This is a genomic window from Paenibacillus sp. YPG26 (assembly GCF_023704175.1).
In the GTDB taxonomy this organism is placed as follows: Bacteria; Bacillota; Bacilli; order Paenibacillales; family Paenibacillaceae; genus Fontibacillus.
In genome coordinates this window covers 1,999,369-2,021,099 of the sequence record NZ_CP084530.1, presented here as the reverse complement: position 1 = coordinate 2,021,099, position 21,731 = coordinate 1,999,369, and the positions used below count along the sequence as shown (strand labels likewise).

Here is a 21,731-nt window from a genome sequence, read left to right as displayed (position 1 = left end):
ATAGATTTATTGCAACTATAGACGGGAGTCCTTCCCGAAATTAACTATAATATGATGTTCAGGCTTGTATACGGCGAAGGAGTAACCTCTTCGCTTCAGACAGGCAATGATCTGAGGCAGCGCCTGAACAGTTTGTTTGTTCTCATGCAGCAGAATAATCTCCTGTCTCCGGTGAGCCTGACGCTTCACCTGCTGAATGATCTTCTCAGGGTGTCCTTCATAGCTCCAGTCCTTTGAATCCGTAGTCCAGTCCCACAGCTTGAAGCCTGCTTTATAGATATCTGTCCGGAAATGGTAACCAATTTGGGGAGCGCTTCCATAAGGGGCCCGAATGAGGTTGGTATTCGCCCCGGTCAGTTTGTAGAGCAGTGCCTGCTCTTGCTTGAACTCCTGAATGAAATGCTTGGCGTCTCCGCTCTTATACAGCTTGTTATAATTATGGCTCATGCTGTGGAGTCCGGGATAATGGCCTTCACGAATCAGTCGTTTCACCGAGTCATTCCCATCTCGAAGCTGGGAACCTATCATAAAGAAAGTGGCATGAATGTTATTCTTGCCCAATATATTCAGAAGCTGATCTGTATATTGGTTCGGACCGTCATCAAAGGTCAAGTAGACAACTTTTATCTTACTCTGCTCTGTAGTTACGGTGGCGGCCCCGGGAGTGACTCTAGTGTTCTTGTCAGGTGATTTCTGACTTTGTCTAACAGGCTGCTGCCGTACTGGGGATGGAGCATGCTGGTGCTTCTCTTTAAGAATCTTTGCGTCTGGTCTCTCTGAATTCAAGGCAGACAGCTTCGGAAGCGCCGAGCTTGATTGTTCCTGCTTAATATTGTAGGTGAGAACCATTGTAAATGCGATAACGCTGATCAGAAGCAAATTGATGGTGATGATTAGCCGGTTTCTCTTTCTCCTTACCTGGTGTGCCCGTTCCGTACGTGTCTTGTTACTCCGTTCCATGACCAAATTCACCGTTTTCCTCTCTATTTATTAATACTAGGATAATATAAATAGACAGGGTGAATCTTACAGAAAGGTTACACCTGTGGTTACAATCTCCTAAACTATTATTAATCCGCCAATATAGTTGACATAATTATTATTATGTATATGTGCTTAATTTATTGTCGATTTACGTGTACAATAGGGCTAGGCTAGCAACAATTTCCTGTATACATAGTGAATGAATAACCAAGGAAGTTGTAAAAAGGCCTTTTATTGGGTATAAATTGGAAGAGTATTGATTGCCAATTTATTACCCAAGCATTTAACTTTTACCTGAGGAGATGATTTAATGACAACATCCAAAATGAGTTCCAGCAGAGTTGTAATTATTGGAACAGGTGCGGTAGGGGCTACCACCGCATACACTTTACTACTAAGAGAGCGTGTCTCGGAGCTCGTATTGATTGATGCCAATCATGAGAAAGCCCATGGTGAAGCGCTTGATATGAATCATGGACTGCCTTTTACAGGTGGAGTTAAATTGTGGGCTGGCGATTACAGTGACTGTGCGGGTGCTGACATTGTTATCATCGCAGCAGGGGCGTCACAGCGACCTGGAGAGACTCGGATTGATCTGTTGAAACGAAACGCTGGCATATTCGACAGCATTATTCAGAACATTGTGAAATATAACGATCATGGTATCATCCTTGTTGCAACGAACCCGGTAGACATCCTGACTTATGTGTCTTGGAAAAAGAGCGGCTTCCCTACCAATCGTGTTATCGGATCGGGTACTCTGCTTGACAGTGCAAGATTCCGTTATCTGATTGGCCAGAACAAGGGAATCAACCCGCGCAGTATCCATGCTCATATCGTGGGTGAGCACGGCGATTCTGAGCTGCCACTGTGGAGTCTTGCGAATGTAGCCGGTGTGAAGCTTGAGGTCACTGAGGAAGAACGCGAGGATATCTTCTCCCATACCAAGAATGCCGCGTATGAGATTATTAACGCCAAGGGTTCTACATCCTATGCTATTGCCCTGGCTTTGGACCGGATTGTAGCTTCTATTCTCCAGAACGAAGGATCAGTGCTTAACGTATCTACCCTGCTTACTGATTACAAAGGTATATCCGACGTCTATCTCGGAATTCCGAGTGTAGTGGATCGTTCTGGTGTTAGAGAAGTGCTGGATCTGAACCTGAGCGATCAAGAATTGGAGCAACTTCGCGCCTCGGCGAACAAACTCAAATCCGAGATTGAGAAGCTTGAACTGTAATAACAGGCAGTAGACGGAGCGCTTTGGCGTTCCGTCTGTTTTTATATAGCCTGAACATAGAGCTGTTAAGTAAATGTTTATTGAATCGATATGTTCCCTTCCCGCTCGGGATCTTGAGTTCGTACTGCCAATCTGTTCAAGGCATCCAGATATGCTTTGGCGCTAGCTTCGATAATATCCGTACTGATTCCTCTTCCTGTTGCCGATATATCCTCCATCTGAAGCACAACATGAACCTCTCCTAATGCATCGGTGCCCTGAGTTACGGAATGTATCTTGTAATCCTCAAGCTGGGAATGCAGTCCAGTGGCCTTGTCAATCGCGCGGTATACAGCATCTACGGAACCGTTGCCTATGGATGCCTCCTCCACCGTGCTGCCATCCTCCCTGACTATCCGAATCGCAGCCGTGGGCAGAGAGTGATTGCCATAGGATACCTGAATACTGTCCAGCTTATAAGGAACGGGACCTTCCGTAACGTTCTCGTCCATGATAGCCCGGATATCTTCTGTAAGGACCTCTTTCTTGCGGTCAGCCAAGTCTTTGAATTTGGCAAAAGCAATATTTAAACGTTCCTCATCAAGCGTGTAACCGAGATCAATCAAGCGCTCCTTGAAGGCGTGTCTGCCCGAATGCTTGCCAAGCACCAGCTTGCTTGATCTGATTCCGATCGTCTCGGGACTAATAATCTCATAGGTGGCGCGGTTCTTCAGCATGCCGTCCTGATGAATCCCCGATTCGTGGGCAAATGCATTGGCTCCCACTATGGCTTTGTTACCGGGCACCGTCATGCCTGTCAGCTTGCTCACAAGCCGGCTGGTACGATAGATTTCGCTTAGTACCAGAGAAGTTTTGGCGCCTCCATAGTGGTCACCCCGGGTCTCTAGCGCAAGCGCCACTTCTTCAATTGCCGTATTCCCTGCACGCTCCCCTATTCCGTTAATTGTTCCTTCGATCTGGTCCACGCCGCCTTCAATGGCCGCAAGCGTGTTCGCCGTCGCCATACCCAGATCATCATGACAGTGTGTGCTGAGCTGAATCCGTTCAATTCCGCTGACCTTCTCCTTCACGGTCTTGAAAATACGTCCGAACTGCTCCGGAGTGGCGAATCCCACAGTATCCGGAAGATTAACGACGGTAGCCCCTGCCCGAATCGCCCGGTCTGTAACTTCACATAAGAACTCGATTTCTGTACGGCTGGCATCCTCAGCTGAGAATTCCACCTTATCGAAGTATTTCCGGCCATATCGGATCGCTGCCTCAAGAGTGTCCAGCACCTTGCTCTTATCCATCCGAAGTTTGTATTCCCGGTGAATAGGTGAGGTGGCCAGGAACAGGTGCAGACAAGGATCAACCGCATGCTTCAGCGCTTCTCTTGCGGCATCAATATCCTGCTCTCTGGATCGTGAGAATGCTACTACGGTAGCGTTGGTAATGACCTTGGCAACTTCCTGCACACTCGTAACTTCCCCCCTTGAAGTAATGGGGAATCCAGCTTCAATGCGGTCAATACCCAGGCGCTGAAGCTGAAGAGCGATCTCAACCTTCTCCTGTGAAGATAAGCTGACTCCTGGTGATTGTTCTCCATCTCTGAGCGTCGTGTCCAATACATAGATTTTGCGCATCATCATTCCACCTTTTCGTTTTTTTTATATGAAAAAAACCTCTTTCGCCCCTGCTGCACATCGGCAACAGGGGCGAAAGAGGATTCTTCTTCCGCGGTACCACCCTGATTCACGGCAAAGCGTTCAGCTCTGCCGTCTCAGTAGATCATAGCGTAATGCTGTGATCCAGCACGTATATCGGGTGCCAACCGGCTCTTCCTATTCTGACCCGAGTACAAGCTTCAGAAGAGCTGCTCCAAGGCGAGTTGGCTTCGGGTTTAAGACGATGATTCCAGCAATCTCATCGCTCTCTGGACTTAAGGGCCCGTATGCCTGCTCCTTGTCATTGCATTGTTGTATGTTATAAAAATAAATAAAACCCCATTCATCCCATGCAATTCTAAATTGCAATCAGGGACGAAAGGGGTTATCTTCCGTGGTACCACCCATGTTCACAGCGGCCTGTTAGGTCTAGCTGTCTCATGAAAGCTAAACTTCGATTAGCTTTCGCACGGTAACGGGTGCAGCCCGGCTGTTCTTGATGGAATATCCATGATGGGAACAGCAGCTCCAAGGTGAGATGGAATCGGAATTATGGTGGAGATTTCAGCATGCTCCCCACTCTCTGCAACATAATCGCCCGGTCCAGATCCTCTTCAATGCCGATGTTTCTGAGGTTGAAGCTATTATATGCAGGATGGAAGAAAATAGTCAATATTTTTTTATGAAAAAAATCCCAATGGATAGAAAAATCCTTAAGGAGTAAGGCTTCTCAGAGGTAATTAATAGCATTAATGATTATTATTAATATTATTAATTATATGGTATTTTGCGCTTTTAGAACGGATATTCTTCGGGTTCTTCGGTTTTCTTCTGTATGATGCGCTCAGCTACTACCTCGAAAGATTCAGGCTGAAGCAGTTCCACAGGGGAGAAGCCTTTGTCGAATACGAATGAATCACCTTCCAGGATAACTGCGTATCTGCCGTTCACTTTCGCGATGTGAATGTTATCTCCAAAGTCAGCAAGCCGTCCCCGTACCATGGTGTCTCCGATACGGAATTTCAACTCGATTTCGGGTTTGATCTCAATGATTCTTTCGGCTGCTTCTACGACGGCTTCAGGTTCCCATTTCTCCTGGATATCCCTCTTCTCGCTTGCTGCCCAGAACTCCAGTTCTCTCTCCACATGTTGGCGTTCTTCGTGAGTCTCATCCGGCCACTTGGTCTCCACATAATCTTGGACAAAATTCATAACGTGATCATTCACGATCTCTGGAATTGATTGTTCGTAGGTCACGAACTTTAAAAAATCCTCAAAGTAACGGGCATGAGAAGATTGGTGAATCTTAAGCTCCCATTCCTCGAACATGCCCTCTTCTGGCATATAAGGATATTGAATAGATTTCATATTACGGGCACTTATGGCCATTTCCACCTGATTCACGAGGCTCTTCTCGTCTGAAATCCGGGCAATCTTTTGTTCGAAATCGCACTTGAGCAAGAAAATAATAGGAGTATCTGAATGGGTAGCCAGCTCAGCCTGTACGATAATCATGGCTCCTCCGCGTACAGCGCTAGTATCCAGATAACTCCGCATCAGATCATCACATGCATTCTTGAAGTCTTCTTTCTCTTCAGCTGCCCGGAGGCGTGTGAACAGATTAAAGTTCGGATTGCTATCGAGCTCATGACCGGGCTCTACGATGAAGGTACCTATTTTGGTAGGGGCCTGCTCAGCAGAGGGATTCTTCTCTACCTTTCGTTTGGCGATGCGGGTGAACTCCCCGTCGAGGAACTTCTTAATCTCGCTATCGATATATTCATATCCATCCAACGTTTGATAGTGTTTGTATGATCTTGTGCCTTGAGATTCGCTGCCCTCGACTTGAATGACGAAGAAGGACAAGAATTGGATTGAGAACTGCATGTATGGACCCCTTTGCTAGTGAAAATTAGTAAATATATAGTGTAGGTTTACATAATAAAAATTAAGTTAACTATCTAAAATCGGGATTTGAATTTCTAACCGGCCAACGGCCTCCTCTTTCTCCCGATTTGTAATATGCGTATAAATCGTGGTGGTCTGAATGGAGGAATGACCAAGCAGTTCTTGCACGGTTCTTAGATCCGCGCCTTTTCGCAGCAGCATGGTGGCAAATGAATGCCTAAGCTTATGGCTTGAATAAGCAGCTCTTCGATCAGGAGGAACCTCATTCTGAAATCGCTCAAAAGTATCCGCCGCAACCTGCTGTATACAGCGAATAGACAGCCTTCTTCCTTTCTGCGAGATAAACATTGCCGTCTCTTTGGCGCGCCAAGGACTGAGACGTTCTTCAATAGCTTGCTCGAGAATCTCATTAACAGCCTCTGGAATAGGAATCGAACGCCACTTGCGGCCCTTACCGTATACACTAAGCAGCTTCCTTTGCGGGTTGAAATCGGCAAGGTTCAAAGCATGAACCTCTCCAACCCTAAGCCCCATGTAGGCCATTAGCAGAAATATAGCCATGTTCCGAAGCCTGTGTTTGCCATTAACAGATTGCAGGAACTTGCTCAAGTCCGCCTCATCGAGGAATACGGGTGCACGGTTCTTGTCCATTTTTGATTTCTTGATGCCCGCAGCCGGATTATCGGAATACAGCTCGAGTTCAATCAATGCCTTAAAAAAACAATTCACCGAAGCATGCTTGCGATTCCGTGTGGAGTCACTGACTCCCCGTTCACGTACCGCAGACAAAAAAGCGACAACATGAAACTTTTTGATTAAACCTACGGGTTTGCCATTTAATGAGCCCAGAAACTCATGAACATCACTGAGATAGGATTTCTGTGTATGACTGGTGTAACCAGCATCTTTCATCCATATCAGAAAAGCTTCCAGCTCATCAGCATATAATTCCTGGGTAGTGTCTTGCAAGCTGATTCACTCCTTCGTACCGGCATTTATTTTAACATAACGATGGGCAGGACGCTGTGAATTGTTGAGCTATGTAGGGATTTAGTGCCTAAATAGATTCCAATTATTAAGACCAATAGGTCATAGGAAATAATCTTATTTCATTCTATCAAAAACAGCGTATAACATATATTATACGCTGTTTTGCATAGAATGCTACAAATAATATGAACCGTGGCTACTTAGCCGCTGTTGTATGTTTACGAATCGTCCACTTCCTGATCATTGACCGAATATGAATTTGAATAATGAAAACTAGTGAGTAATTTCTGCAAATCCACATTGACCATCTCTGTCCTAGTGTATTTGTCCAGTTCACACACATCAGCTGTTGCGTGGGGCACTTGTGACCAAGGCTATGGCAGGCAAATAGTATTGGTTAACATAATAAATATTATGACCCTAGATGGACTCTTTCTACTTTGGTGTTCAAAGCTAGATAAGTATTTGAATGTGGGATAGATAATGTAGCTAGGTTCAGTATTGTTTTTTAGTGTGAATTTTTCAGGCATTGTAATATTAATATTGTGTTTACTTACTTAAATCGCTGCTCTTCATCATTTTCACTTCAGGATACGTGGAGTAAAAATCATTCAATAGGTCTCCGCCTGTCCCTTTGAGTTGCCTGTCAAAGAAGTTCAATACATATTCGTTCACGATTTTTGCGCTTCTGTAACGATCTATATTTCCGGTCATCCCTGTAAGCTGTATAAGCTTGGAATATAGTTGGAGATCTGTATAGTTATAATGTGAAGTTCCTTGTATATACATGATATCCCCTCCGCTCTTGACTATCTGATTCATCACTTGAAGCTCAGAAGAGATCATTTTGTTCAGCTGTGGATCTTGAATAGCGCCTTGCTTATACTTGGTGGTCCATGTGTTGAAATCCTCTGCTCTCAGGATCATGAACGGCTTAAGTGGACCGTTCGGCAGACTAAGGTTATATAGGGTTCCATCCATATTCAAACCTGCTTTGACCTTGGGATTAAATTGCACCTCGTGAAAAGCTGTTGCTCCCCCAAAAGAGTGCCCCATGATTCCAATGTTCTTCATATCCAGCATGCTCTTAAGAAAGCTGATCTCCTCACCTGAATTCATTCGTTCCAACCGGCTGATCACATAGTTCATATCGCTATTCCACACCTTGCCCGTCTCTTTGGCAAATGCGAGAAACTTATCTTCTTCCGTATTTACTCGGTCATGTAAGGTTACTCTTCCATCCGGAAAAGCCGTAGCTGTTGTACTGTAGGTATGGTCTATCGCTGCTACGACATATCCATGGCTGGCAAGATTCTCTGCCTGAGAGATATGCAGAATTCGTCCCGTACCTTCGCCATGCGAGAGAATGATTAGAGGATAAGACTGGGAAGAACGCAGTATATTCGAATTCTCAATAGAATTAGTTCTGAAATACTTCCAATAATCGAGAACGAAATCAGGAAGCCTTAAATAAGAAGCGTAAGCATGAATATATTTCCGGAAAATTTCATTATTCTCCGGGAAGATTGGTGCTGATTTATCTCCTTGCTGATGAACTGAGGGATACCAGATTTGAACCATAAGTTCTCTTTTATCCTCTGAACGTTCTGTAAATATTTCTTCTCTTTCGGTATCAGTAAAATGAAGGGTTCTAGTGCCCACTGCGTAGCTTCCTGAGGGTTCCGGCAGCTGGACAACAGGCAAATACACCGATGCCAGGGTAGAAATACCAAGGGCAAGCACAGATATAACATACATACTCATTCTCAACAGCCTAAGCTTGGGTTTAGCTTCTTGCACTTTTGTACTCCAGCTTCGCTTTAAGCTTATCCATATGTATATACAAGCGGTGATGTAGATGGGCAGCATTTGCCACCTGTACCCTTCCAAGCCTAGCTGGAGGAATAATGCGATCAGGATTGCCAGAGCAAAGACTGTTCCTATCCTTTTCCGCGGCTTCCTAAAAAATATCAAGTAATGAAACAGTGCCAAACAAGAGATAAGCAAAATAACTTCATAAGGTCTCATATTATCCTCCTAATAGTATCGTTCATATGCCTTGATCATACTTGCCCCAGATTAAAACAAGCGCTTCCTGAACTTTAAAATCAGATTAAATTCAGTTAAAAATCAACAATAAAGTGTGGAGCCAATGATTGAAGTTTACATAATTAATATTATTTATACTTTCTTTTTACTCCGTTGTTTAAACATTTCTAGATGAGCAAGGTATAGGAGCTGTATTGTTTAGGGTGATGGTAACTAGATAATTTATGGTTTGTATTGTGAATTTTTCATATGTTGAAATATGCAGTTGTTCTTACTCACTTCTTTCGTTCTCGTACATCTATCGAAGATCTGAACCAACACAAAAAGGACAGCCCTCCGTAGGAGTAACTGTCCCGTGCTTGAATTTGTGCTAAATATACACCAATTGGGGATGCGGATGACTTAGAAAGTCGTGGTGGGAGATCGCCCATCCGTAAGCGCCCGCAAGTATAAATAGCAGCAAGTCTCCACTCCGGACTTTTGGTAAATGAACGTGATCTGCAAATACATCCTTGGGCGTGCACAGCTGCCCGACAACTGTGACAGGAGCATCCGCTGCGGTTGGACGTGGGAAAGGATAATCCCACCTGTCTTGCTCCAGGATCTCGAAAGGATGATTATGCTTCCAGGATACGGGAAGCCGGAAATGCTGTGTTCCGCCTCGCACGATGACATACGTTTTGCCATGATTATGCTTCACATCAATGACTTCCGTTACATAGGTACCACAGAAAGCTGCCAAATATCTTCCACATTCAAAGTTCATTACAAGCCTACCGCTTGTGATAAGCTGATTGCTTTGCCCTAGTTGATGTAGTCCCTCCGTGAATCTCTGCCAGTCGAACTGCTTATCCAAATCTGCGTAATTGACTCCAATCCCGCCTCCCGCATTTAGAATAAGGCGGTCCAGCTTGAACATAGGCATCCAGGACTCTACTGTGTTAATATAACGGTCGATCAACGCAAGATGCTCATCCGCATCCATCTGATTGGAGACGGTATGAAGATGGAATCCTGCCATGCGCACATACCTGGCGCCCTTAAGAAGCCGGGCCGCTTCATTCAGACTCCCTGCCTCCATACCGAACTGCGTCGGCCTCCCTCCCATCTGCAGGGTTGCTTCCGGGAGATCACGATCCATACTAATATTAACGCGAAGCAATACGGTGACTTCAGTTCCTGATCTTTCGGTGAGATGAATCAGACGCCTTAATTCATGCAGGCTCTCTACGTGAATACGTTCAACATTTAGCAGAACCGCTTCCCGCAGCTCTTCATCGGTCTTGCCGGGCCCGCCGAAGATAATCGGAACATCCGCGCTCACTGCTCTGGCCTTTCTTATCTCTCCAATCGAGGCCGTCTCGAACCCGGTTACATACGGGTAAATGGTGTTCAATATCGGCTCTTCGCTATTTGCCTTCATGGCATAATACATCCGGCAATAATCAGGAAGAGCTTGAACTACATCTCTGGCATGCTTCCTCAGCGACTCGAGATCATACACAAATGCACACAAAAGCTCGCCAGTGTCCCTCTTCTCATATCCTTGTATCCAGGACTTTGCTGCCCGGGTCCAATCTTCCGTCAAGACTAGCTCATTCATAATGATTAACCTCCTCCCTTTGTTGTGATGATCTGCGGAGTTAGTACAGCATGAAGAGGATTGGGCACGGTGTGCTCTCTTCCTTCGCCTTCGCCATATATTTTGCGGGCAGTTAGCTGACCGACCTGAAATGTCTCCACGGAGAGATCGAACAGGTCAAATTGTTCTTGCAGTTGGGGGAAAAAACTCTGATAGTTCTTAACTGCAGCCCCCACCATACTCCAGAACTTCTTCTCCGTACAACCGTACTGCTCTGTCAGGAATACAGCTATCTCATACAGCTGAATATGCAGGAAAGCATCTACCCAGAAGTCCCGGACATCCTCGGCTGTATCCGTCAGGATCGGATGACCGCTCTCTCCAGGCTTGAGCGCAAGCGTAGGCAGAGGCAGACGATTCTTATACAATTGCTGCTTGTCAAGACATCTAATTCCGCCTGGCAGGTCACGCAATGCAATTCGCTCTGGCCAACCATTCCTATGGATGAGGATCATATTCTGCCCGTGAGATTCCAGTCCAACGCCATAGGCATACAGGAGGTGAAGCATAGGGTACATCGTTACCTCTAGCAGACGCTTGACCCATTCCTCAACCCCATACTGGTCTATCCATGCATCTATCTCCGGCACCTTGTCGCTAAGGTGGGTAACTAACGTATAAGGAACGGCTTCTTCACCCGCTTGCAGCAGCGGCTCTAGACTTTCGCGATACACAGCACTCATGGAACCCTCCAGCAATCTGGATAATGGCTCGGGAAGAAGATCATACCGAAGCGCAGCCGAGGCTGTCTCCCGCAATATAACTACTCCACATCTCTCTCTTAAATACACATCGTCCTTCAGCAGCTGATTCAGCCATTCTGAGATGGCGGGAGCATTACGGATATGATGTATACCGATTACCCGAAGTGCGGAGGTGTTCATGATTTGTATGGAGGTTTTCACGTAAGGCTTAGCCGGACTTGTCACATTTGCTAAAGTACGGATCGATTGAAGCGGCTGATAATAGTCCTCATCATTACCTAGTGGAATGATAATTCTGCTTCTAATCAGCTCACCGGCGTCCATGGTGAGCTTATGCTTCCACTGCCATGGATGAACAGGCATCAGGAGATAATTGTTCAATTCAGCGCCGTAGGAAGCAAGTTTGTCTTCAAACAGCCTTTGACGGTCATCCCCAAGCAGCTCATCAATGTAGTCTTCGTAATTCAAAGAAGTCAACGTATGCGACTCAGCATAGGACCGATGGACAGCAACCCAAAATAAGCTGAAGCTCGGACCGAATTCGGGGGCGTACGACAGATGATCCTCCAGGGAGAAACCAATACGCGACTTGTAGCTCGGATGATAAGGATGCCCTGTACTCGTAGAAGCTTCCCATTCCGTTAATGAGCCTGGCTTCTGACTTGTTCCGTCTGCCGTAGCGCTCTCTGCACCCTGCCGTGTCCACGCATAGTGGAAGGCATCGTTCACAAGAGTTCGTTCAAGTTCAAGTGCAAATCCGGATAAACGTTCAGTTGTGGTATCTGGATAATGTGCTCTCAATTCCTGCAGGAGCTGAGCAGTTGAGCTTACTTCCACTCTCCGGGACTCCAAGCCCGGCTCACTTCGATAGATCGGTGACACAATCCGAACACGTCCAAAGCTCCCTGTGTCTCTTGCTTGAAATGTATACAATACGTCCTGTCCATCCACGTTCTGTCCTATTATCCGGTACTCCAGCTTGTCCTGATCCTCTTCCCTGGACCCAGTAGGATCAGCAGCTTCAACACGTATAATCCCTTCATGCACCATGGATTCCATCAGCTGCCGCAGCACCCGGCGCCTGTAGGGTTCCATCTCCTCTACTGAGCATTGTGCTGTCCACTTGTCTATCCACTGCTTCGTCATTGACTCACCTTCTTGTTATAGGATCCGTGCAGCGGATTCGGAATGTCTACATAAAGGGGCTGCTCGCCATGCTGATGGAAGCGGCTGATCAGATTTGCTTTTGCCGGAAGAGCAGGTGTGTCTATCAAACGGTTAATCCATGCTTGCAGTGAGGGAACTCTATTCTCAGCCTGCGTAGACAAGGCCTGTGCTGTCTCTCTCCACAGCTCTCTTTCTTCTGTGTGTGATGACCGGGATACAGCAGCAACCATGTGACTCAAGTGATTGGTCACGTTGTAATATAACCATCGCTTCCATGTCTCTTCTGAGTCACTGAGTACAGGACTATCCTCTCCGATCGTGTGATTAACCCAGCCTGATTCCTCTGCCTTGTTCCTGCACACGCTTACCCCTTCTAAATCACGGACGTAACATCCGGTTGGAACCCCACTCTGTATTCTAATCAGTGTATTCTGTACATGGGCTTCCAGACTGATTCCATACTCCGCATACAGCTGGAGTATAGGAATTACATAGACATCAACATAACCTTTAATCCACTCAAGGGCTGTTATCCTTGAAAGTGGAAGGTATTCAGGCGCTGACAGCTCATCTTCAAGCAAGGATGCGGCTACATGCCAAGCTTCATCGCGTGACTGAGCACCTGGAAGAGAAGCACGCACTAATACGGTGAACTCCTCTGAAAGCGTGCTGTCTGACAAAGAGACCATGCCATGCTCCTGCAGAATACCGAACCCAGGATAAAGAAATGCAGGCTCCACCGCCGCCCAGATCCGTGCCGCATCCAACGACCGTTTGTACTGTTCCTCATTGTTCGTACGAATAAAATTCGTTATTCGCACATGTATTGGCAGCTTCAAGTAGAATGATTGCTCCGGCGACCAGACTGTTCTTACAGAGGAAGTTGGATACTGCTCTGGCCCAAGACTCCCTAGAAATTTCAGCTTACCGCTCTGTATCCAGCTGCGGACCTTAGCCTGCTGTAACAAGTATTCAGATTGCCATGGATGAGTGGGCAGCAACCGATAAGAAGTGAGCGCTGCTGTATCTTCAGCATTACGTCCATGTAATTGATAAAGAGCCTTAATCTCCTCCTGCCGCTTGTCTTCTTCATTCTGCCAATCTGACTTTAGAGCACTCCCCTCTAACCACTCCTCACGGAACAATTCGGGATGAACCGCGAACCAGGTTAGTTGGAATGAAGCGTGCATTTCTGGCGCATAGCGGCGCAGATCATCCTCTGTGAAGCCTTCCGAGCTCTTGGGAGTAGGATGAAAGGGATGGCCGAAGAGCAAGGATTGCTCTGAACGAAGGACGGAATAATTCTGATATTCCACTGCTCCCCCTGGTGACTGCTGTTGATCGTGTTGTAACCGCTGGAGAACATAGAATGTGGTCTTGTCTATACTGTTATAAATTTGATTGCGGAGATCTGCAATTCTGCCTACTGCCGTCAAGGTGTCCGAGTCGGAAGCACCCACTTCTGCCAACAGCCACTCAATGGCATTACGTGAATTAAGTGAATAGACCTCTCTCTCTTCATTCGCGTCTCTGCCTGTTAAAGGAAAGACGTACCTGTGATGGCCCCCGGCAGAAATGTGGCTGAACTCCAGAAGCATCATTCGCCGTGTAAATGGCAGTTCTAACTCCAACCTATTTCCAGTCACCGGGGTACCATGTACCTCTCGCAAATAAGCGTTGAGAAGCCGCGTTAACGCACTCTGCTCCGCTAATTGCTGTGATAACATTTCATCGGACATCACTTCTTGTTTGATGCTCATATCTCTTTTGAATTCTCCTCTCCGTGTACTTCTTTTTGATAGGCAGGATGCTAACTACAGCTGCACCGATGAGCGGAAGTATTCCAATTCCTCCTATACCTAACAATAGGCCAGGGAAGATATGGAGTGCCTGCGGCATGAAGGATCCCGCCAATTGACCGGTAACCAGCAGACTGTTGGCTGTGCCGATATTCACTCCCTGTCTGCCTTCAGCCGAATGCTGAAGGATTGAGCGGAGTACCAGGGGGATCACTGCACTGAATACGTAACCCTGCGCAAGCTTAAGTACAATTAGAACGGCAAAAGCCGGCGTGCTTGCTTGAAGGAGTACAACGATTCCGCTAAGACATAGAGCAATCAGGATTAGAAGTACAGGGTCCTTGCGATCCCCTTCTCTACTCCATTTCCCGGCTCCGTAAAGTGCTCCTATTCCTGTAGCGGCTTCAAGCATGCCTATCATATTGGCCGCCGAAGGGCCACTCGTATAATGCTCTCTTATGAACAGAGGATATATAGCCACCAGGGCTGTACCTGCGCACTTGGACAGGATGCCTGCTGTCAGCAAATATCTCATCTCCGAATGTTTGGAGAACAAAAGGATGCTAGCCCACACGCCGTTCGGTTTCGAACCTGTCCCTTTCTCATCACTATTCTTATGATCAGTAGCCTCATTCACTGTCTGGTCCGCGCCAAGAACGGAATTCACACGGGACTTAGGAGGATCGCTTAGCACGCTCCAGGCCAATACACTACAGGCCAGAGTAATCAGTGCGGCTGCCGTCAGGAACATATTGCTGCCGATCCACCCCATCGCCAATCCTCCGATAAGCGGGCCTGTGAGTCCGCCTGCGATGACCGCTTGCTGGTAGCGGCCAATCGCTTCGCCTTTCCGGTCCGGAGGCACAGTAACAGCAATCATCGCGATTGCTGCATCGTAGATGCCTCCTAACCCTCCCTGCAGCAGTCGAAAAATAACGAACACTAGTATCGTCGGCGCCCAGGCCATCCCAAGCATACAAATTCCGAGAGCCACCAGAGCTCTAACGAACATCCATTTGCGGCTGACACGGTCACCAAGCTTACCCCATAACGGGGTCGTAAGCATGTAGGTTACCGACGGTCCGGCCAGTGCGATCGAGGTCCACAGCATAATCGAACCTTCCGATCCAGTGGCCAGTCTTTCTATGTGGAACAGCATGAAAGGGGTTGTACCGGTCAGTCCGAGCGTGACTGCAAATTGACCCATCCATAATACAGCGAGATTCCGCTTCCATAACGGCCATCGCATACTGGCAGATATGTTCCCGCTCTGCCTTGCTTCTGTTCCTTTTCTCTTACTCATATAAAGAGAGAGTAACTCCTATCCCTCTGGCAATCGCTTGTTCATAAATCCGGTACGCACATGAAATATCTTCAATTGCCATACCCATCGGATTCAGGACGATAATCTCATCCTCATGCTCACGTCCTGCCTTGATTCCGGCCACAATTTCTCCAAGCTCAGCGTGCAGCTTCTCTCTAGAGAAGGTACCTTCCAATACAAGCTGATTGATTATCTTCTTCTCTCTATTGGATTGTTCCCAGTCGTCCACAACCACTTTATCCGCACCTGTAAATACATCCTTATGAAGATCCATGATGGATACATTGCTGACAAAGCAGCCTTTCTTCAGCCAACTATATTGAATATAAGGCTGATCTGTCACCGTACAGGGAATTACGATATCTCCGCTGCGTACCGCGGCTTCAGCAGATTCGCAGCTTCGGCAAGTGAGATGAGGATACGCTGTGTTCATGCTTTCGGCGAGCCTATTCGCACTCTCTGCATGAACATCGTACAAGTGAATCCGCTCCACTTGGGAATACAGCTGAACCACACTCTCAAGCTGACGCTGTCCAATCACGCCGCAGCCAATGATCGCCACATCCGTGAAGTTTGGTCTGGCCAAATACTTTATTCCTACACTTGTAACTGCTGCTGTCCGCATACTACTAATCAGCGCAGCCTCCATGATCGCTATAGGATAGTTCGTCTGCGGATCGTTGAGTACAATCATGCCGCTCGCACGCTCCAATCCCCGAGTCGCAGGGTTATCATGCTTGCTGCCAATCCATTTCAAGCCTGAGATTTGGAGATCTCCCCCCACATAAGAAGGCATGGCAATAATCCGGTCCGCAATATGTCCAAGTTCACCGTCCTCTCCTTTCACTCGCAGATATGGCTTCAACGGCTGAACGAATTTGCCCAGAGCATGCAGCTCCAAGACTTCTTCTATGGCCTTTGCAAAAAATTCCGGCGATTCTCCCCCTGCTTCCGCAACCTGTCTGCGGCTTAAATATAGCACGGAGGGTGTATGCTGCTCTTGACTGATTAACACTCTCTGCTCACCCTTTCCTTAACAGTACTCAACCACTCATCGTCGTACACCAGGTCCATGTAACGATCACCGCGATCCGGCAAGAGCGTAGCAATTCGCACTGTGCCCTGAAGCTCAGGAAGCAGCTTCTGAATCGCCGCAATCACTGAGCCTGAAGAGCCCCCGGCAAATATCCCTTCAGTCTGAACCAACTCCCGGCAAGCCATGGCAGACTCATAATCATTTACATGAATGACTCTGTCAATTTCCGCACGGTTCAGCAGCTCCGGTACCCGGCTTGCCCCAATGCCTGGTAGCTCTCTCCTGCCTTTTGGCCCGCCAAAAATCACGGATCCTACGGCATCCACGCCTATCACTTTCAATCTAGGGAATTTCTCCCGAAGTCTCCGGCTTGTACCCATGATGCTTCCTGATGTACTTATGCCGGCTATCAAGATATCCAGCTGATCCAGCTGCTTGGCAATCTCGTCCCCAGCGCCGTGATAATGCGCCTTCCAGTTAGACTCGTTCGCATACTGATTAATCCAGTACCCGCCGGGAATCGTATGCAGCAACTGCTTGACCGCAGCAATTCGTGTATTTAAATAGCCACCGTGCTCATCCTTATCGGTGACCATCTCAATGTTAGCCCCCATCTGCCTCATGATCTTCAGGTTCGTCTGGCTAATGTTCGGATCAACTACACAAGTGACCGTCAACCCATATATCCGGCCCATCATAGCCAGTGCTATGCCTAAATTACCGGATGTACTCTCAATGATATGACTGTCCTGGTTGATGACGCCGCTCCGTAATGCCTCCTCCAGAATAAAGCGTGCAGGCCGGTCCTTCATGCTGCCGCCAGGGTTCATGAATTCAAGCTTCCCGTAGACCTGGACCTGATCCCCCGGGAACAACCGGTTCAGCCTGAGCAGCGGCGTATGTCCGATACAATCCGTTAGGGACTCTATAACTCGAGACTCCTTGAGTTCGATCATGAACTGTTCCTCCCTTCAAATAACCAATGTGGGTATATTGTTGATATTGATTATCATTATCAATTGTACTTCTTTATCGTACATGCACCGGATTGGACTGTAAATAATACAATTGAGTTATTTTAGTTATCTAAAAGGAGTACGGAGCCGAGCTTATTTCTTAACTCGTAGACGAAATCTGAACCGCTTTCATTTATTTCCAGTGTTTTTTTTATGTTTTGGATATGCTTCTTGACTGTGTTTTCCGAGATATGCAGTGCGGCAGCAATTCGGCGTACCGAATAGTGTGAACACACTAGACGGGCAATCTCCATCTGTCTCATACTGAGAGGGACGGTAGTAGTCTGTGAATTCGGACCGTTAGCAGCCTGAAAAGGTACCTGCTGTCCCTCCTCCTGTTCCTCATGATCCCAGATGATATGGATTGACGCATGCCCATCTGTTGAACTGAGCTTCTCCAGAATCAATCTCTGCAGTTCATCCATCAAACTCTGTTCTTCCTGGGTTCTCCTAAGACTCTCAACAATCAGCCGCTGTCTTCTTGTCATCATTTCCCTCCATTATGAATAGAAATAGATTAATTTCCATGCAAAAAGGGACTTGGCAGTCTTTCAACTGTCAGCCCCCCAGCTGGTCTATCTTTATTTACTTGGAACAAAGATTTTGAACAGATCGTCAACAACCAAGTTGGCTGCCTGATAACCAAGCCCGCTTAACCAAAGCTCAGCATCCACTTCAAATACTTTCTTTTCTTTCACAGCCTTAAGATTCTTCCACAAAGGATTATTGGCCAGTTTGCCCTCGAGCAGATTGTCAGTATCACGGCTGAACCAAAGAATCACATCTCCATCCATATCCGCAACCTGTTCTTCGGTAGCTTTACTTGCGAACTCATCAGCCTGCTGGGCCGCAGGGCGTTTCAGACCGGCATCTTCAACAATAACTCCGCTGAAGGACTGTCTTAAGTAAATACGCACATGGTCTGTACGCGGACGCAGCACAGATACGGTGGTCGTTGCGAGCTTGTCACCCATTTGCTCCTTGAACTGCTGTAGCCGTTCGGTATAGGCGCTTAACAGTTTGTCTGCCTCTGCTTCCTTACCCAGCGCGGAAGCTTGCAGTTTCAAATTGTCTTTCCACGTGTAACCCAAAGATTCTACATATACGGTAGGAGCAAATTGCTTCAGCTTATCGTAAATTTTCTCATGCGTATCTTTACTACCAAGAATAAGATCCGGTTTCAGAGAGGCAATCGTCTCCAGATTGGGCTCATCGATGGTACCGATATTTGTAATCCCTTCCGCCTGTGATTTCAGATAGGCTGGATATGGATCCTCCAGCTGGACGGTCGGGGCTCCAACCGGTTTGACCCCAAGGGCCAGCAAGTTATCCAGTGCCCCATTGTCAAGAACAACCACCCGCTGTGGAACTCCCTTTAGAGTTTCTTTTCCCATAGCGTGATTGATAACTATTTCTTTTGCCGTATCTGCCGTCTTGGCAGGCTCACCTGAAGTTTTTACAGCAGTATCTTTTGAACCGCTTGTTGAACAAGCGGATAAAGCTCCTGCCAGCACAACCAGCATTATTAACCATAAAGTCTTCTTTCTACTTCTAAACATTGACAACACTCTCCCGCTTCTGATAATATATGTCAAGGCTAATTGATAATGATTATCATTATCCTGCAACAAGCACCAGTATAAATTCCTATGCATTTATTTGTCAATTACAATTTTGGATTATTTTTCTTAAGAGGGAGCAAGTTCATGATTAAGCAGTTGATTTTGTTAGGGCTCGGGATAGTTACAGTTATTGCTGTTTTTCTGTTGGATCTATCCACCGGTTCCCTAATCATTGACTTCCGGACCGTCTGGTCATCCATCCAGGGAGACCGCAGTACAGAGCTTCATCAAGTCGTCTCTTCTATCCGTGTTCCGAGAGCTTTTATCGCCTTGTGTGTAGGTGCAGGCTTGGCAGCCTCGGGCGCCTGTATGCAGGCATTAACCCGTAATCCGCTTGCTTCGCCTGAAATATTAGGGGTTAACAACGGGGCAGCACTAGCGATCGTAATCGGTTTCTTCCTAGTGCCAGGCTCATCTATCTGGGTCTATCAAATATTTGCAGTAGCCGGGGCGGCTTGTGCCGGTTCATTTATTTTTGTGTTAAGCAGTGTAGGCGGCAAGCCATTGACGCCTCTTAAGCTGATTGTAGCCGGCACAGCCGTCTCGCTGCTGCTTGCTTCGTTCACTCAAGGTGTTCTTGTTCTCAATGAGAAGTCCATTGATGAGGTCCGCTTCTGGCTCGCGGGATCGGTTGCCGGGAAAGAGCTGCAGGATCTTATCTACGGGGGACCTTTAATTATACTCGGACTGTTGATCGCTCTTGCCCTTGGAAGCCGGATGAATGCTCTGCAGCTTGGAGAAGAGGTAGCTGTGGGGATAGGCTCTAACACCCGTTTCACCAAAAAGATATTGTTCTTTGTAGTTGTTCTGTTATCCGCAGGCTGCGTGACCATTGCTGGTCCAATCGCATTTGTCGGACTTGCCGTCCCGCATATCGTAAGATCCATTGCTGGTTCCGATTACAGATGGATTGTTGTTCACTCGATCCTGATGGGTTCTGCCCTTCTAATGCTCGCCGATGTAGCTGCCAAGCTTGTTATTCATCCGGATGAGGTATCGGCTGGAGTGATGACGGTCATGATGGGGGCGCCTTTCTTCATCTATCTCGCAAGACAAAAGGAGTGGAGGCTATGAGTATGCGCAGGGGAATATTAATTCAGTTCGCCCTTCTGCTCCTGATCCTCCTGATGTTCGTACTGCAGGTAGGCACAGGGGAGTATGCCATCTCCCCTCTAAATACAGCGAAGTCAATTCTCGGTATAGGGCAGCCTGATCATGAGATCATTGTACGCACACTCAGGCTTCCCCGGGCGCTGATTGCCGTAGGTGTGGGGGCTTGTCTTGCCGCCGCGGGAACTCTGCTGCAGGGTGTAACGCGCAATCCGCTTGCATCCCCCAGCGTGATCGGGCTAAATGCCGGTGCAGCGCTGTTCGCTGTAATTTTTATCGTATGGTTACAAGTCCCCTCTTACTGGCTCCCGTTCGCTGCCTTCGGAGGTGCGCTTGTGGTTGCATTTCTTAGTTACACTCTAGCTTGGAAAAAGGGACTTTCACCGATCCGCATGGTGCTGGTCGGCATCGGCATCGCCTCAATCTGCCAGGGGTTCATCACGATCGTGACGACCTCGGGCAACATCCGGCTTGTGAATCAAGCCACCATCTGGATGACCGGGAGTCTGTATGGACGAAGCTGGGAACAGCTGTGGCCCTATCTGCCTTGGGTAATTATCTTCCTCCCTGTTGCCTGGTTATGTTATCGGCAGCTGGACATCCTGGGTCTGGATGATCAGACCTCAACTGGGCTTGGCAGCCGTATTCACTCAAGCCGGACCTGGATCTTGGTCATCGCCGTTGCCTTGGCAGGCTCCTCTGTTGCTACAGCAGGAACCATCGGCTTCGTAGGCTTGATGGCCCCCCATATTGCCAGACAGCTGGTTGGAGAGAAGCACGCTGTACTGATTCCAACCGCTGCCCTGCTCGGAGCCTTCATCGTATTGGCATCCGATTTCGTTGGACGCACTGTTCTTGCACCTGTTGAAATTCCATGCGGCTTGATTACCGCGATATTAGGCGGCCCTTATATGTTATATTTGTTAGTTCGTGTTCGTAATCACTGAGACTAGCTGGTGAACCGCTGGGAGATTTGGCGGTGATCCAAGCTGATGTCCTCTTCGTATTCGTCACTCGTGTAATCTCTAATGATTGTTCTCCAGAAGATTTGTGCCGGAACGTTGGAGCTGAGCTGGGAGACTAACCATCTCCCTCTGTATTTCTCGAACAGCTGTATAGCTGCTGACCTCCCGACACCCTGCCTGCGGTATTTTTTGAGAACAAAAAATTCAGTCATGTAGCTGTCAGCGCTTCTCTTCCCATTCAGTGCCTCGATCAGTGCGAATCCAGCCGTGCATGACCCTACCTTGAACAAATACGGTATATAGCTATCGTTACCCTCCCAATATTTATCAAAATTCGGATATGGGGGATACGAACCTGTCTCCTCATCAATGTCAAAACCCAGATAACCGCTAAAATCATAGATGTAAAACTGCATTAGATTACGAAGCTTCTCTTTCAAATGAAAATCTGCACGCACCAAATCTACTTGCATACACAGAGCCTCCTTCTACAATTCAGTCTGAGCGTTCTCATTCCCGTTCCCGTTAG

17 protein-coding genes are annotated in these 21,731 nt (G+C 47.3%); 3 read left to right on the top strand and 14 right to left on the bottom strand.

The window, feature by feature from the left end:
- Nucleotides 1-15 precede the first annotated feature (15 nt).
- The gene (locus tag LDO05_RS09495; protein ID WP_251375169.1) at nucleotides 16-972 is read right to left on the bottom strand and encodes a polysaccharide deacetylase family protein; all 957 of its coding nucleotides are present in this window, start codon (nucleotides 970-972) and stop codon (nucleotides 16-18) included.
- A 322-nt stretch (nucleotides 973-1,294) separates the two neighbouring features.
- Between LDO05_RS09495 and LDO05_RS09490 the strand changes: the two genes are divergently transcribed.
- Entirely contained in the window at nucleotides 1,295-2,224 is a 930-nt protein-coding gene (locus LDO05_RS09490; RefSeq protein WP_251375168.1) for an L-lactate dehydrogenase, read from the top strand.
- 77 nt (nucleotides 2,225-2,301) lie between these two features.
- Here the strand turns inward: LDO05_RS09490 and LDO05_RS09485 are convergent, their stop codons facing one another.
- From LDO05_RS09485 to LDO05_RS09430, 12 genes are all read right to left on the bottom strand, one after another.
- Nucleotides 2,302-3,849 carry a 2-isopropylmalate synthase gene (locus tag LDO05_RS09485; RefSeq protein ID WP_251378684.1) on the bottom strand — a complete coding sequence of 516 codons (1,548 nt, stop codon included), beginning with the start codon at nucleotides 3,847-3,849 and terminating at the stop codon, nucleotides 2,302-2,304.
- Between the two features lie 816 nt (nucleotides 3,850-4,665).
- The gene (locus tag LDO05_RS09480; RefSeq protein ID WP_251375167.1) at nucleotides 4,666-5,757 is read right to left on the bottom strand and encodes a DUF3900 domain-containing protein; all 1,092 of its coding nucleotides are present in this window, start codon (nucleotides 5,755-5,757) and stop codon (nucleotides 4,666-4,668) included.
- A gap of 66 nt (nucleotides 5,758-5,823) precedes the next feature.
- Complete coding sequence (locus LDO05_RS09475; RefSeq protein WP_346657559.1) at nucleotides 5,824-6,747, bottom strand: tyrosine-type recombinase/integrase; 924 nt, start codon at nucleotides 6,745-6,747, stop codon at nucleotides 5,824-5,826.
- Between the two features lie 570 nt (nucleotides 6,748-7,317).
- Complete coding sequence (locus LDO05_RS09470) at nucleotides 7,318-8,532, bottom strand: alpha/beta hydrolase (protein ID WP_251375166.1); 1,215 nt, start codon at nucleotides 8,530-8,532, stop codon at nucleotides 7,318-7,320.
- 655 nt (nucleotides 8,533-9,187) lie between these two features.
- A complete protein-coding gene (locus tag LDO05_RS09465) occupies nucleotides 9,188-10,420 on the bottom strand; it encodes a type III PLP-dependent enzyme (protein WP_251375165.1) in 1,233 nt (410 codons plus the stop codon).
- Between the two features lie 5 nt (nucleotides 10,421-10,425).
- Entirely contained in the window at nucleotides 10,426-12,309 is a 1,884-nt protein-coding gene (locus LDO05_RS09460) for an IucA/IucC family protein (RefSeq protein ID WP_251375164.1), read from the bottom strand.
- The gene (locus tag LDO05_RS09455; RefSeq protein ID WP_251375163.1) at nucleotides 12,306-14,090 is read right to left on the bottom strand and encodes an IucA/IucC family protein; all 1,785 of its coding nucleotides are present in this window, start codon (nucleotides 14,088-14,090) and stop codon (nucleotides 12,306-12,308) included. Before LDO05_RS09455 ends, LDO05_RS09460 begins: the two co-directional genes overlap by 4 nt.
- Nucleotides 14,059-15,432: an MFS transporter gene (locus tag LDO05_RS09450; RefSeq protein ID WP_251375162.1), complete on the bottom strand. Its 1,374-nt coding sequence runs from the start codon at nucleotides 15,430-15,432 to the stop codon at nucleotides 14,059-14,061. Before LDO05_RS09450 ends, LDO05_RS09455 begins: the two co-directional genes overlap by 32 nt.
- A complete protein-coding gene (gene sbnB / locus LDO05_RS09445) occupies nucleotides 15,425-16,468 on the bottom strand; it encodes a 2,3-diaminopropionate biosynthesis protein SbnB (protein WP_481856977.1) in 1,044 nt (347 codons plus the stop codon). The genes LDO05_RS09450 and sbnB overlap by 8 nt, the downstream gene beginning before the upstream one ends.
- Nucleotides 16,462-17,445, bottom strand: coding sequence for a 2,3-diaminopropionate biosynthesis protein SbnA (gene sbnA, locus LDO05_RS09440; RefSeq protein WP_251375161.1), 984 nt, complete (start codon nucleotides 17,443-17,445; stop codon nucleotides 16,462-16,464). The genes sbnB and sbnA overlap by 7 nt, the downstream gene beginning before the upstream one ends.
- 122 nt (nucleotides 17,446-17,567) lie before the next feature.
- Nucleotides 17,568-17,996 (bottom strand): LuxR C-terminal-related transcriptional regulator, encoded by a 429-nt coding sequence (locus LDO05_RS09435; protein ID WP_251375160.1) that lies wholly within the window; start codon nucleotides 17,994-17,996, stop codon nucleotides 17,568-17,570.
- A 90-nt stretch (nucleotides 17,997-18,086) separates the two neighbouring features.
- Nucleotides 18,087-19,064, bottom strand: a complete 978-nt coding sequence (locus tag LDO05_RS09430; RefSeq protein ID WP_251375159.1) for an ABC transporter substrate-binding protein — start codon at nucleotides 19,062-19,064, stop codon at nucleotides 18,087-18,089.
- Nucleotides 19,065-19,211: 147 nt separating this feature from the next.
- Between LDO05_RS09430 and LDO05_RS09425 the strand changes: the two genes are divergently transcribed.
- The gene (locus LDO05_RS09425; RefSeq protein ID WP_251375158.1) at nucleotides 19,212-20,201 is read left to right on the top strand and encodes a FecCD family ABC transporter permease; all 990 of its coding nucleotides are present in this window, start codon (nucleotides 19,212-19,214) and stop codon (nucleotides 20,199-20,201) included.
- Entirely contained in the window at nucleotides 20,198-21,184 is a 987-nt protein-coding gene (locus LDO05_RS09420) for a FecCD family ABC transporter permease (protein WP_251375157.1), read from the top strand. The genes LDO05_RS09425 and LDO05_RS09420 overlap by 4 nt, the downstream gene beginning before the upstream one ends.
- 2 nt (nucleotides 21,185-21,186) lie before the next feature.
- On the opposite strand, the gene LDO05_RS09415 is transcribed toward LDO05_RS09420, so the two are convergent.
- Nucleotides 21,187-21,675 carry a GNAT family N-acetyltransferase gene (locus tag LDO05_RS09415; protein ID WP_251375156.1) on the bottom strand — a complete coding sequence of 163 codons (489 nt, stop codon included), beginning with the start codon at nucleotides 21,673-21,675 and terminating at the stop codon, nucleotides 21,187-21,189.
- Between the last annotated feature and the right edge of the window lie 56 nt (nucleotides 21,676-21,731).